This is a genomic window from Novosphingobium sp. PC22D (assembly GCF_002556635.1).
Taxonomy (GTDB): Bacteria; Pseudomonadota; Alphaproteobacteria; order Sphingomonadales; family Sphingomonadaceae; genus Novosphingobium.
Genome location: NZ_MWMO01000001.1, coordinates 523,646 through 535,892 on the forward strand (window position 1 = coordinate 523,646; position 12,247 = coordinate 535,892).

Annotated in this window: 13 protein-coding genes; 8 read left to right on the forward strand and 5 right to left on the reverse strand. The window is 67.6% G+C overall.

The genetic code is table 11. The features are described from left to right. Position 1 precedes the first annotated feature (1 nt). The 3 genes from B2G71_RS02470 to B2G71_RS02480 all read left to right on the forward strand — a co-directional run bounded on the left by B2G71_RS02470 (position 2) and on the right by B2G71_RS02480 (position 3,241). Positions 2-733, forward strand: coding sequence for an OmpA family protein (locus B2G71_RS02470; protein ID WP_098104155.1), 732 nt, complete (start codon positions 2-4; stop codon positions 731-733). Between the two features lie 130 nt (positions 734-863). Then, entirely contained in the window at positions 864-1,487 is a 624-nt protein-coding gene (locus B2G71_RS02475) for a hypothetical protein (protein WP_098104156.1), read from the forward strand. Beyond that, positions 1,484-3,241 (forward strand): DUF885 family protein, encoded by a 1,758-nt coding sequence (locus B2G71_RS02480; protein ID WP_098104157.1) that lies wholly within the window; start codon positions 1,484-1,486, stop codon positions 3,239-3,241. Before B2G71_RS02475 ends, B2G71_RS02480 begins: the two co-directional genes overlap by 4 nt. Here the strand turns inward: B2G71_RS02480 and B2G71_RS24310 are convergent. The 5 genes from B2G71_RS24310 to uvrB form a co-directional block, all read right to left on the reverse strand. After that, entirely contained in the window at positions 3,232-4,629 is a 1,398-nt protein-coding gene (locus B2G71_RS24310; protein ID WP_098104158.1) for a pentapeptide repeat-containing protein, read from the reverse strand. The genes B2G71_RS02480 and B2G71_RS24310 overlap by 10 nt on opposite strands. A 125-nt stretch (positions 4,630-4,754) precedes the next feature. Next, the gene (locus B2G71_RS02490) at positions 4,755-5,315 is read right to left on the reverse strand and encodes a hypothetical protein (RefSeq protein WP_098104159.1); all 561 of its coding nucleotides are present in this window, start codon (positions 5,313-5,315) and stop codon (positions 4,755-4,757) included. Between the two features lie 53 nt (positions 5,316-5,368). Beyond that, positions 5,369-5,689 (reverse strand): HigA family addiction module antitoxin, encoded by a 321-nt coding sequence (locus B2G71_RS02495; protein ID WP_098104160.1) that lies wholly within the window; start codon positions 5,687-5,689, stop codon positions 5,369-5,371. Further along, the gene (locus B2G71_RS02500; protein WP_098104161.1) at positions 5,658-5,945 is read right to left on the reverse strand and encodes a type II toxin-antitoxin system RelE/ParE family toxin; all 288 of its coding nucleotides are present in this window, start codon (positions 5,943-5,945) and stop codon (positions 5,658-5,660) included. Before B2G71_RS02500 ends, B2G71_RS02495 begins: the two co-directional genes overlap by 32 nt. A 98-nt stretch (positions 5,946-6,043) precedes the next feature. Next, a complete protein-coding gene (uvrB, locus tag B2G71_RS02505; RefSeq protein WP_098104162.1) occupies positions 6,044-8,230 on the reverse strand; it encodes an excinuclease ABC subunit UvrB in 2,187 nt (728 codons plus the stop codon). A 109-nt stretch (positions 8,231-8,339) separates the two neighbouring features. Here uvrB and B2G71_RS02510 point away from each other — a divergent pair, with 109 nt between their 5' ends. From B2G71_RS02510 to B2G71_RS02530, 5 genes are all read left to right on the forward strand, one after another. Beyond that, positions 8,340-8,912 carry a DUF3617 domain-containing protein gene (locus B2G71_RS02510; protein ID WP_168176221.1) on the forward strand — a complete coding sequence of 191 codons (573 nt, stop codon included), beginning with the start codon at positions 8,340-8,342 and terminating at the stop codon, positions 8,910-8,912. Between the two features lie 82 nt (positions 8,913-8,994). Further along, on the forward strand, positions 8,995-9,492 hold the full coding sequence (locus B2G71_RS02515) for a DUF3617 domain-containing protein (RefSeq protein ID WP_141521469.1): 498 nt from the start codon (positions 8,995-8,997) through the stop codon (positions 9,490-9,492). Between the two features lie 102 nt (positions 9,493-9,594). Next, a complete protein-coding gene (locus tag B2G71_RS02520) occupies positions 9,595-10,170 on the forward strand; it encodes a DUF3617 domain-containing protein (RefSeq protein WP_098104165.1) in 576 nt (191 codons plus the stop codon). Between the two features lie 109 nt (positions 10,171-10,279). Then, positions 10,280-11,068, forward strand: a complete 789-nt coding sequence (locus B2G71_RS02525; RefSeq protein ID WP_141521470.1) for an alpha/beta fold hydrolase — start codon at positions 10,280-10,282, stop codon at positions 11,066-11,068. 77 nt (positions 11,069-11,145) lie between these two features. Beyond that, the gene (locus B2G71_RS02530; RefSeq protein WP_168176222.1) at positions 11,146-12,222 is read left to right on the forward strand and encodes an LLM class flavin-dependent oxidoreductase; all 1,077 of its coding nucleotides are present in this window, start codon (positions 11,146-11,148) and stop codon (positions 12,220-12,222) included. Positions 12,223-12,247: the final 25 nt, after the last annotated feature.

Below are 12,247 nucleotides of genomic sequence, written 5' to 3' on the forward strand. Positions count from 1 at the left end.
TGTGAACCCTAAGCGCGCTGCCATCGCCCTTGCCGGAGCCATCGCCAGCGTGGCGCTTGCCATCTATGGCGAGCGCCACGCGGGGCGCGATTTCGTCGAGGACCTGAAGGCCAAGGCCGCGACCGCGCGCGACGCGGCGGGCGGCAAGGGCGTGACGCTCCGGTTCGAGAACGAATTCGGCTGGCGCACCCGCCATCCGCAGCTCATCGGCGGCGACAAGCTCGATGCCGACACCCGGCGCAAGGTCGCCGCCTCGGTCGCCGCGATCCCCGGCATCGGCGGCATAACCTGGCGCGGCCCCAAGGGCGCCCGGGCCGAGGAAGACGCGACGCTGCATTGCCAGGAAGAAGTCGAGGGCATTCTCGCGACGCGCACGATCCGCTTTTCCGAGGCCAGCGCGCGGATCGATCCGGCCAGCGAGAAGCTGCTCGACGAGGTGGCCTACGCGCTTCGCCCCTGCGTCGGCAGCATCATCGCCATCACCGGCCACACCGACGGCAACGGCAACCCCGAGGCCAATGTCGCGCTCTCGCTCGCGCGCGCCGACGCGGTGCGCTACGAGCTGATCGGGCGCGGCATCCCGGCGGACGGGCTGCGCTCGACCGGCGTGGGATCGGCCAAGCCCGTTCCGGGCCTCGATCCGAAGGACCCGGCGAACCGCCGCATCGAGTTCTCGGTGATCCTGAGCGCGCCGGTGAACCCGACTCCCATCGACACCCCGGGGCCGGGATGACTATGCATGTCGGCATGAAGGAAGGACCGGGCCGTGCCGCTTTGGCTTGAGATGTCGGTGACCGCGCTGCTCGCCTACGGGCTGGGGCTCGCGGCGGGCTGGCTCGTGTTCAATCGCATGAGGTGATCACTTGGTAGAAATGATCGAGGCCAACTGGCTGATTTTCATCGCGGCGCTGATCATCGGGATCATCGTCGCGTGGTGGCTTTTCGGGCGCGGCTCGAAAGGCACGGTGCGCGAGCGGCGGCCCGACGTGCTCGACGAGGGGGCGGCGCCCGCACGGCGCAACCAGGCGCTGATCGACGCGCCGCCTGCCGCATCGCTCTCGCCGCCGCCTGCCGCCGGGACCATGGCGGGGATCGGCGAAGTGGTGACCGCCGCCGCGCAGGAGGAGGTCGAGGCTTCCGAAAGGCGGGCGTCGCCCCCGCCATCCGCGCCGGAAAGTGCCGCGCCGCCGCCCTCGGAGCCCGCGCCTGACCCGACACCGGCGCCCGCGCCGCCTGCGCCTGCCGGGTCGAGCGACGACTTGCGCAAGATCAAGGGCGTCGGGCCGAAGCTCGCGGCATTGCTGCAATCGATCGGCGTCACCAGCTATGCCCAGATTGCGGGCTGGAGCGATGCGGATCTCGATGCGCTCGACGCGCAGCTCGGATCGTTCGCGGGCCGCCCCCGGCGCGACAACTGGATCGAGCAGGCGAAGCTGCTGTCGAGCGGCGATACCGCAGCCTACGAAGCCAAGTTCGGCAAGCTGTGAGGGCTCTGCTCGCGGCGGCGCTCGTTCTGGCGGCGGCCTTGCCGGCGCAGCCGGTCGCCGCGCGCGAAGCCCGGGCCTCGCGTGCCGACGCACGGTTGCGCGCGCTCTACGACGGCTACTGGCAGTGGCAGCTCGAGACCTTCCACCGGATCGAGACCGCGCGCGGCGAAGTGCAGCCGGGCGACGCGCTGCCCTCGGTCGCGCCCGCCGCGCAGGCCGAGCGGCTGGCCTATTACGAGGCGCTGCTGGCCAGGCTCGACGCGATCGATGTTGGCGCCCTGAGCGCGCCCGAACAGGCCAACGCTGCGGTGCTGCGCGCCGACCTTGCCGAAAGGATCGGCGACGCGCGCTTTCGCGAATGGGAAATGCCGTTCGATTCCGATTCGAGTTTCTGGAGCTATCTCGATGCGCGGCGCGGCTTCGAGACCGTCGAGGAATACGACCGCTATCTTGCGCGGATCCGCCAGGTGCCGCGCTATTTCGACGAACAGATCGCCAACGCCCGCGCCGGGCTGGAGCGCGGCTTTTCGGTGCCGCGCGTGACGCTGGCGGGGCGCGATGCCTCGGTCGAGCCATACACTAGGGTCGAGGGCAATCCGTTCGGGGTGGCGTTCGAACAGATTCCCGAGCGCTTCCCCGAGACGGAGCGCGCGCGGCTGCGGCGCGAGGGCCGCGCCGCGATCGCGGCGCAGGTCGTGCCCGCCTACGCGAAGCTGCTGGCCTTCCTGCGCGAGGACTACCTGCCGAACACGCGCGAGACGCTCGCCGCCGAGGCGGTGCCCGATGGCGCCGCGTGGTATGCGCAGAACATCCGTCAGTACACCACGCTCGATCTCGGCGCCGAGGAGATCCATAAGATCGGCCTCGCCGAAGTCGCGCGGATCGAGGGCGAGATGCGCGTGGTGATGGCCGAAGTCGGCTTCACCGGCACGATCGCGCAGTTCAACGCCAGTCTGAAGAGCGATCCGCGCTTCGTCGCGCGCACGCCCGACGAGCTGATGGGCGTTTCCGCCTATGTCGCCAAGCGGGTCGACGGGCGGCTGGAAGACATGTTCGGCTTCCTGCCAAGGAAGCCCTTCACCATCCGCCCGGTGCCCGACGCGATCGCGCCGTTCTACACCGCCGGGCGCGGCGGCGAGGGGGCGTGCCAGATGAACACGCACGACCTGCCTTCGCGGCCCTTGTACAACATCCCCGCGCTGACGCTGCACGAATGCACGCCGGGCCACTCGTTCCAGTTCTCGTTCCAGTCCGAGCAGGCGCAGGTTCCCGACTTTCGCCGCAACATCTACTTTTCCGGCATGGGCGAGGGCTGGGGGCTCTATTGCGAGTTCCTCGGCGAGGAGATGGGCATCTACCGCACGCCCTACGAGCGCTTCGGGCGCCTCTCCTACGAGATGTGGCGCGCGGTGCGGCTGGTGATCGACACCGGCATCCACCACTACGGCTGGAGCCGCGAGAAGGCGGTGCGCTATCTCGCCGACCGCACCGCGCTGTCCGACCACGAAGTCGGCACCGAGGTCGACCGCTACATCTCATGGCCGGGGCAGGCGCTCGCCTACAAGCTGGGCGAGATGACCATCCGCCGCATGCGCGCCAAGGCGGAAGCGGCGCTGGGCGAGCGGTTCGACATCCGCAAGTTCCACGATGTCGTGCTCGCGCTCGGCTCGGTGCCGCTGCCCCTGCTCGAAGCCCGCATCGACCGCTTCATCGCCGAGGGTGGCAAGGGTCTGGACGGCGTCGTCTACGACTGACCGCCCCCGGAATCGGGACCGTCAACCTGGTACGCGCCGCGGTCGCGAAGCCGCTGCCGTGCGGCTTCGCGCTCCGCTTCCGGCAGGTCTGGCCAGTCGTCTTGCAGAAGGGTGCATTTGTCGACTTGCGCCCCACTCAGGTTCGCGCCTTCGAGGTACGCCCCGCGCAGGTTCGCGCCTTCGAGATGCGCCCGGCGCAGGTCCGCGCCTTCGAGATGCGCCCAGCTCAGGTCCGCGCCTTCGAGATGCGCCCAACTCAGGTCCGCGCCTTCGAAACGCGCCCCGATCAGGTCCGCGCCTTCGAGACGCGCCTCGCTCAGGTCCGCGCCTTCGAGATGCGCCCAGCTCAGGTCCGCGCTTTCGAGACGCGCTCCGAACAGGTCCGCGCCTTCGAGATGCGCCCAGCTCAGGTCCGCGCCTTCGAGACGCGCTCCGATCAGGTCCGCGCCTTCGAGACGCGCCCAGCTCAGGTCCGCGCCAGTGAGTGCGCTGCCCGAAAGTTGCAGGCGTGCCAGCAACGCGAAGCTGGCGTTTTTGTTGCCGGCCGCGACCACGACGCCGTCAAACCGGCGTCCGTTGAGCGGAAAATCGCGGCAGAAGACATGGCGCGCCTCGTCGCGCAGGATGCCCGCGCGTTCGCGGTCGGGCGGTGTCCATTCCTGTCTGGCTGACGCGATGGCCTCCCTTGTGAGGCCTCCATACCCGCGCAGCTTGACCGGATCGAGATCGGGATTGGCTTTGCGCCAGCGTTCGACCGCTTCCTTGAGCCCGGCCCGTTCCATTGCGGCGGCGTGGCCGGCCAGCAGCAGCTCCAACGCCGGGCGGCGGAAGGCCTCGCCGTATTCGCCCTTCAGGTAGCCGCGCAACTGGTGCAGCGCGGCGATCTGCAATTGCTCGCGCGCTTCCCCGGCGAGCTTGTCCTTGTCCATCGCGCCGGCGGCGCGAAGCTGGATCTCCTGGAATTCCTTGAGGTTCACGTCCTTGCGCTGGTTTTCCAGCGTGCGGCGCGCGTTGATGTCGCGAAACAGCCACAGGACGTAGGCGGCGGGCACGCCGGTCAGGATCAGCAGCGGCTGGCCGATCGATCGCCAGGTGGGCTCCGCCGTGGTCTGCGTCAGGAATTGCCAGATCTGATGCGCCGCGCCCCTTTCTCCGCCCGAAAACAGGTCGAGCGCGAGAAGCGTCAGGATCGGGAGCGCCGCGCCGACCAGAAGCACGGCGATCGGGCGCACGAGGTGGGGCAGCACCGCCTTGCGCCATTGCTTGTGCCGCCACCCCTGCCTGAAATAGAGCCAGTTGACCCGGCGGTTGATCCTGAAGCGAAAGCGCCGCTCGTTCTGCGGACCGAAGAAATCGTTCCACAACCAGTTGCCGAACCGTCCCACCATGGCCTGTTCTTGGCATTATTGGCCCGGTACGCCAAGTATTGCCGTTCCCGTCCGCCGAGTTTTTTCGCGGCGCGTCTTACGCGGCCTTGGGTTCTGCGACCGGCTTGGGCGCGTCTGCGCGCGGCTCAGGCGCGGCAGCTTTCGACGACGGTGCGGAATTGATCGCTGGGGGGCAGGCTGATCGTCGGCGCGCCGGGGACCTGGATCATGATCGGGCTCTCGGCCCTGGCGAGCGCGCCCGCGAAGGCGTTGACCGCGGGCAGGCGTCCGGTGACCATCGGGATCGGGTCTTCCTGCGCCATGGCGCTGACCCGCTCGCTGTCCCCGTCGAACACGATGGTCAGCGGCACCGGCCCCTCGGGCACCGAGACGCTGCGCGAGAACACCAGATCGCCCGCCTCGCAGCGCACGGAGAAGGCGGCTTCGGTCTCCGGTTCGCCGTAGAGCGCCATGCGGTTGCCCGCCTCGCGCTTGCTCGTCCAGTTTCCGTCGATCCGCGCGAGCACGGGCGCGACCTCGCCTTCGCCCGCCACCGCCGGGGCGCTCGCCAGCGGCATCGGCTCGGCCTCGGTCGCGGGCCCGGCGACGCCGTTGTCCATCGGCTCGCCCTCGGCCGGAACCGGCTCGGAGTCCGCGCAGGCGGTGAGCACCGAAAGACCGGCAAGGATGATCGTTGCGTGCTTCATGAGAAACCTCCCGTTTCCCTAGGCAACGGAAGCACCCGCCCGGTTGTTCCGCCTCAGGCGGCGCGCGGCACGATCCGGTCGAGTTCCTCGCCGTGCGCGCGGCGCTCTTCCTCAAGATCGAAGTCGATCTGAAGGCCGAGGAAGAAGCCTTCGCTCATGCCGAAATAGCGCGCGAGGCGCAGGTCCGTGGCGGCGTCGACCGGAGCCGTCTCGGCCAGAAGTGCTTCGAGCTGCGCGACGCCGAGGCCGCTGCCCTCTGCGACTTCGCCCACGGGTATCTCGCTGCCGATCAGGAAATCCTCGCGCAGGATCGAGCCCGGATGGACGTTGTCCAGCAGCTCGTCATCCCTTGTGATAGTCCTCGATCCGGACATCGTGCGCGTCTCCGTCTGACCAGCGGAAGGTGATCCGCCACTGGTCGTTGATCCGCAGACTATATCGTGAAGGGGTAAAGCCTTTCAACTGCTCGAAACGATTGCCCGAAGGGATGCGCAGGTCGTTAAGTCGCAGCGTGCGATGGATTTGCCTGAGCTTGCGCCGCGCCGTTTTCTGGATGTCCGCCGGCAGCTTGCGGCTGCGCTGACCTGCGAAGATGCTCTCGGTTTCTGAGTCTGCGAACGAGCGGATCATGGCTGCCTCCTTGCCACGATCTCTACTGCTCAGACGCGACCGGTGTTACCGCCGTCAGCAAAAAGTGCAGCACTTTATATAGTAAAGGCTCAACTGACCTACTTCCCCCACTTCCGCTGCGTCTTGCCGTATCGCATCTTCCTCGTCCCTGGCTTGCCCTCGTTCGAGCGCCCCACCTTGGGAGCCTTGTGCTCGGCGTCGGGAAGGCCGAGTTCGTCGTTCTCCAGCCGGCGGATCTCGTCGCGCAACCGCCCGGCTTCCTCGAATTCGAGGTCTGCGGCGGCGGCGCGCATCTTCTTTTCGAGCTCCTCAATGTAGGCGCGCAGGTTGTGACCGACGAGGTTGTTGTCACCCTCGGCATCGATGTCGACGAGCACGCCGTCGCGGCTGGCGGTGTCGGCGACGATGTCGGCGATGCGCCGCTTGATCGTGGTGGGGGTGATGCCGTGCTCGGCGTTGAATTCCTCCTGCTTGGCGCGGCGGCGGTCGGTCTCGGCCATGGCGCGCTCCATCGAGCCTGTCACGCGGTCGGCGTAGAGGATCACGCGCCCGTCGACGTTGCGCGCGGCGCGCCCGATCGTCTGGATCAGCGAGGTCTCGGAGCGCAGGAAGCCTTCCTTGTCGGCATCGAGGATGCAGACGAGGCCGCATTCGGGGATGTCGAGCCCCTCGCGCAGCAGGTTGATGCCGACGAGCACGTCGTAGACGCCCATGCGCAGGTCGCGGATTAGTTCGATGCGCTCCAGCGTCTCGACGTCGCTATGCATGTAACGCACCTTGACGCCCGCCTCGTGCATGAACTCGGTGAGGTCCTCGGCCATGCGCTTGGTCAGCGTGGTAACGAGCGTGCGGTAGCCCTTCCTGGCGGTTTCGAGGCATTCGTTGATGCAGTCCTGCACCTGGTCCTCGACCGGGCGGATCGCGACCGGCGGGTCGATCAGCCCGGTGGGACGGATCACCTGCTCGGCGAAGACGCCGCCGGTCTGCTCCATCTCCCAGCCGCCGGGGGTGGCCGAAACGCAGACGGTCTGCGGGCGCATCGCGTCCCATTCGTTGAAGCGCAACGGGCGATTGTCGATGCACGAAGGCAGGCGGAAGCCGTACTCGGCGAGCGTGAGCTTGCGGCGGTGGTCACCGCGCGCCATCGCGCCGACTTGCGGCACCGTCTGGTGGCTCTCGTCGACGAACAGCAGCGCGTTGTCGGGCAGATATTCGAACAACGTCGGCGGCGGCTCGCCGGGGAGGCGCCCGGTGAGGAAGCGCGAATAGTTCTCGATGCCCGCGCAACTGCCGGTCGCGGCGATCATCTCGAGGTCGAAGTTGGTGCGCTGCTCCAGCCGTTGGGCTTCGAGCAGCCGGCCTTCCGCTTCCAGTTCCTTGAGCCGCTCGGTGAGTTCGAAGCGGATCGCCTCGGCGGCCTGCTTCATCGTCGGGCCGGGCGTGACGTAGTGCGAATTGGCGTAGACGCGCACCTTGTCGAGGCTGGCGCCCTTCTTGCCGGTGAGCGGATCGAACTCGCTGATCTCCTCGATCTCGTCGCCGAAGAACGAGATGCGCCAGGCCATGTCCTCGTAGTGCGAGGGGAAGATTTCCAGATTGTCGCCGCGCACCCGGAAGTTGCCGCGCGCGAAGGCGGCGTCGTTGCGCTTGTATTGCAGCGCGACGAGCTTGCGGATCAGCTCGCGCTGGTCGACGCTCTCGCCCTTCTTTATGTCGAAGATCATGGCCGAATAGGTCTCGACCGAGCCGATGCCGTAGAGGCACGAGACCGAGGCGACGATGATCACGTCATCGCGTTCGAGCAGCGCGCGCGTGGCCGAGTGGCGCATCCGGTCGATCGCCTCGTTCACCGAGCTTTCCTTCTCGATGTACGTGTCGGAGCGGGGCACATAGGCCTCGGGCTGGTAGTAGTCGTAGTACGACACGAAATACTCGACCGCGTTGTCGGGGAAGAAATCCTTGAACTCGGCGTAGAGCTGCGCGGCGAGGATCTTGTTGGGCGCGAGGATCAGCGCGGGGCGCTGCAGTTCCTCGATCACCTTGGCCATGGTGAAGGTCTTGCCCGAGCCGGTGACGCCGAGCAGGACCTGCGTCTTCTCGCCGTCCTTGGCCGCCTCGACCAGTTCGGCGATCGCGGTCGGCTGGTCGCCGGCGGGTTCGTAGTCGGAGACGATCTGCAGCCGCTTGCCCGGCAGCGACTTTTCGGGTCGCTGCGGCTTGTGCGGAACGAAGCTTCCGGAGGTGTCGGGCTCTTCCAGCCCGCGGCGGATAACGAGTTCGGCCATGGCGGAACATATGGGGCACGAGTGCCGCTTTCGCAACGCGTCTATTGGCAGGTGCCTGAGCGGGTGTTAGCGCGGCCTGCGCGGGGTCCCAGCGGAGGGAATGGCATTCATGAAATACGGTTTCACCCTGGCAGGCGCGGCGCTGGTAGCCTCGCTGCTCGCGGCCTGCGATTCCTCGCAGGCGCCGCAGGAAACGGGCCCGAAGACGATGGCCGAGGCGAAGGAAGAGGCGGGCAAGATCAATCGTCCGCGTCCCGGCCAGTACAAGCAGGTGATCGAGATCACCAAGTTCGAGCTGCCCAATCTGCCGAAGGAGGATTCGGACAAGATGGCGGCCTCGCTCAAGACGACGCAGGAAACCGAGTTCTGTCTGACGCAGGAGCAGTCGGAAAAGGGCTTCAAGGACATGTTCGAGGACGTCGGCAAGGGGGGCGAGTGCCGCTATTCGCGCTTCGACGTCAGCGGCGGCAAGGTGGGTGCGCAGCTCGATTGCGCCAGCGTGACAGAGGGCACCGCGACTTTCGTCCTCGCCGGTACGGTCGGGCCGGAAGGCTCGGACGTCACGATCGATGCCGACATGAAAAACGCCCAGTCGCCGATGGGCACCGCGAAAATCGGAATGCACATGAAGACGACGCGTCTCGGCGATTGCCCGGCAAGCCCGGCTCCGGCCGCTCAGTGATACTCTCGGCGGGGGTGGACACCTGCGGCAAGGCCTGAAACAACAAGGGCCAAGTCCAGATTAGCAGAGGGGAAGTCGTCTCGTGAAATTCGGTCGTATTACTGCGTCATGTGCAGTCATTGGTGCTCTTGTTGTCTTCTCTGGCGGATTTGCCGACCGGCTCGAGGCCGCCGGCAGCGGGATGATACCCGGCAAGTGGCGCAGTTCCACGAAGATCACCGATATCTCTATTCCCGGAATGCCGCCGCAAGTGGCGAACATGGTCAAGGGACGGATGGGGCAAAGCTATTCGGTCGATACCTGTATCACCCCCGAGCAGGCGAGCCGTCCGCCGTCCGAAGCGCTGGGCGCGCGCAAGGGCAGCGATTGCAAGTACGAGGACTTCTCGTTCTCGGGCGGCAAGATGCACGCGGTGATGGTCTGCAACGTCAAGGGGCAGGGTACGATGCGCTCGATCGTCGACGGCACCGTTTCGGGCGGCGGCTACACGATGAACACCAACACCACGATCAACAACGGCAAGACCGGGACGATGCGGTTCAAGGGCACGGTGACCGGCCAGCGCATCGGCGACTGCTGAGACGCCTTCAGCCCGGGGCGAGGCGCATTGGCAGCGACCGGCCTCGCGGCTAGGTTGCCGCGCTTGAGCCGAACCATTCGAAGTCTTTGGGAGATCCGATCCATGCGCCTCGCCGCTCGCGCCGCCATCACCGCCACGCTCGCAGCCGGAGCGTTCTCGCTCGGCGCCTGTTCGTCGTCAGAATCGGAAGGCGATACGGCCGGGGAGGCGGCTTCGACGGAGGAATCCGCCGAATCGGTCGCGGCCAAGATCGCGGCGGCCGATATCACGCCCAGGCCCGGGCGCTGGGACGTGCAGATGCAGATGCGCAAGTTCGACATGCCCGGCATGCCCGACCAGATGAAGGGCATGATGCAGCAGCAGATGGGCAAGATGCGCACCAGCTCCACCTGCCTCACGCCCGAGGAAGCGTCGCGGCCCAAGGGCGACTTCTTCCAGCCGGGCAGCGAGAACTGCAAGTACGAGCATTTCTCGATGGACGGCGGCAAGATCGATGCGGCGATGACCTGCCAGGAGCAGGGCGTAGCGCAGAACATGCGGATGCGCGGCACGTACTCCGAAGAGGCCTACGCCATCACCATCAATGCCGACGGCGAGGTCGAGGGCCAGCCGATGTCGATGGAAATGGCGATCAATTCGAAGCGCGTCGGCGATTGCACCGGCGACGAGGACGGATGACACTTTTCTGACGGAAACCGGTTCCTAAATGACAGTTCGAAGACTCCGTACTAGTCAGGAACCCAAGGGTCGGATCGCGCATTGCCGATCCGCAAGCAGTCGGAAGATCATGTTCGAGACCATCGCCGCGGCCGCGCTGACGGCCGGGAGCAGCGCTATCGGGAATGCCGCCAGGCCCTGGAAGGTCCTAGCGCGCCGCGCTGCGCTCGCGCGCCAGCCGCAACCGGACGGCGTGCGCACGCCGCCGCTGCGCTACCTGCTCGCCGAACTGCGCTCGTGGCGGAGGCGCCATCCGGTCCACGCGCGCGAGGTCCGCACCGCGCGCCCGCAGCCGGTGATGATCATTCCCGGCTTCGGCGCGCATCCGCGGCGAATGCAGGCCATGGCCGATGCCCTCGAGGCGGCCGGCCACACTGTCCACCACTGGGGCCTCGGCTTCAACCTGGGGCCGACTCCGCAGAATTTCGCCTATCTGCTGCGCCGGGTCGGGGCGATCGCTCGCGCCGAGGGCGCGCCGGTCACGCTCGTCGGCTGGAGTCTGGGCGGCCTCTATGCGCGCGAGATCGCGCATCGCATGCCGGACAAGGTCGGCAAAGTGGTGACGCTGGGCTCGCCGTTCTCGGGCGATCCGCGCGCCAACAACGCGTGGCGCGTCTATCAGGCTGTGACCGGCCACGCGGTCGACGCGCCGCCCGTCGAAAGCTTCGGCGCGGACAAGCCGCCGGTGCCGACGATCGCCTTGTGGAGCGCGCGCGACGGCGTGATCCATCCGCGCTCCGCCTGCGGCTGGCCGCACGAGCGCGACCGCGCGGTGGCGATGCGCTGCACCCACCTCGGCTTCGCCGGCGACCGCGGCGTGATCGACGAAGTCCTGCGCCAGTTGGAACACGAAGACTGATCCACATCGAATGCGGGCTGGACACCGGGCCGCGATCCACGCCACGCTTGCCGCCAGGACAAAGCGGGAGGCGGATGATGCGCGAGATCTGGCGCGCGGGCGGATCGAACACCGGGGCCAGTCCGGCGCTTGCCCGATCGGTCGAGGCCGAGGGCTGGGACGGGCAGATGTTCATGGACTCGCAGTGCCTGAGCGCCGATCCCTATGCGCAGATGGGCGTATGGGCCGCCGCGACCGAGCGCATCAAGCTGTCGACCGGCGTCACCAATCCGCTGACGCGCAACCTCGCGGTCACCGCCGGTGCCGCCGCGACGATCCAGGCGATCTCGAACGGGCGTGCGGTACTCGGCATCGGCCGGGGTGATTCCGCGCTCGCCTATCTCGGCCACGCGCCGGTCGGGCTGAAGCGCTTTCGCGAGGCGATCGCCCAGTTGCAGGTGCTGCTCTCGGGCGGCGAAGTGCGCTTCGAGGATTTCGGTTCCGCGGGCGATGCGCCGAAAGCCGAGACGCTGTCGCTCGGCGCGCGGCCGCAAGGCGTGCGGCTCAAGTGGCTGCCCGAAGGTCTGCCCAAGGTCCCGCTCGATGTCGCCGCTACGGGGCCGAAGGTGATCGCCATGTCCGCCTCCGTCGCAGAGCGCGTGACCTTCAGCGTCGGCGCCGAGCCCGAGCGCATGCGCTGGGCGCTCGACTGCGCGCGGCGGGCCAGGGCGGAGGGCGGGCTCGGCGAGGAAGGAATCTCCTACGGCGCGCAAGTCGTCGTCGTGTGCCACCCCGATCCCGAGACGGCGATGGAGGTGGCGATGCACATGGCGCCGCCGCTCGCGCGCTTTCAGGTCATCGGCGGCAAGGCGGTCGGCCCCGAGGATGCCGCCAGCGCCAGCGATCTGGACAAGGTGCGCGAAGGCTACGACATGACAGAACACGGCAACGTGGCCTCGAAATCGCGCATCCGGGATGGCACGCTCTCGCCCGAGTTCGTCGCGCGCTTCGCCGTGGTCGGTTCGCCCGAGCACTGCACGGAACGGTTGCGCGGCCTTCTCGCGCTCGGCCTCGAACGGCTCGTCGTGGTCGGTCCGGGCTTCTATCCAGAGAGTTGGGGCGAGGCTGGGGGTCTCTTTGCGCGCGAAGTCCTTCCCGAACTGCGCGCGGCCTGAGGCGGAAGCGAGGGGAGGGCGCAAC

What these genes read in the sequence shown, in the direction of transcription:
- B2G71_RS02495 (WP_098104160.1), bottom strand. Translation starts at nt 5,689, where the DNA reads ATGTCCGGATCGAGGACTATCACAAGGGATGACGAGCTGCTGGACAAC.
- B2G71_RS02490 (WP_098104159.1), bottom strand. Translation starts at nt 5,315, where the DNA reads ATGAAGCACGCAACGATCATCCTTGCCGGTCTTTCGGTGCTCACCGCC.
- uvrB (WP_098104162.1), bottom strand. Translation starts at nt 8,230, where the DNA reads ATGGCCGAACTCGTTATCCGCCGCGGGCTGGAAGAGCCCGACACCTCC.
- B2G71_RS02500 (WP_098104161.1), bottom strand. Translation starts at nt 5,945, where the DNA reads ATGATCCGCTCGTTCGCAGACTCAGAAACCGAGAGCATCTTCGCAGGT.
- B2G71_RS02520 (WP_098104165.1), top strand. Translation starts at nt 9,595, where the DNA reads ATGCGCCTCGCCGCTCGCGCCGCCATCACCGCCACGCTCGCAGCCGGA.
- B2G71_RS02510 (WP_168176221.1), top strand. Translation starts at nt 8,340, where the DNA reads ATGAAATACGGTTTCACCCTGGCAGGCGCGGCGCTGGTAGCCTCGCTG.
- B2G71_RS02530 (WP_168176222.1), top strand. Translation starts at nt 11,146, where the DNA reads ATGCGCGAGATCTGGCGCGCGGGCGGATCGAACACCGGGGCCAGTCCG.
- B2G71_RS02525 (WP_141521470.1), top strand. Translation starts at nt 10,280, where the DNA reads ATGTTCGAGACCATCGCCGCGGCCGCGCTGACGGCCGGGAGCAGCGCT.
- B2G71_RS24310 (WP_098104158.1), bottom strand. Translation starts at nt 4,629, where the DNA reads ATGGTGGGACGGTTCGGCAACTGGTTGTGGAACGATTTCTTCGGTCCG.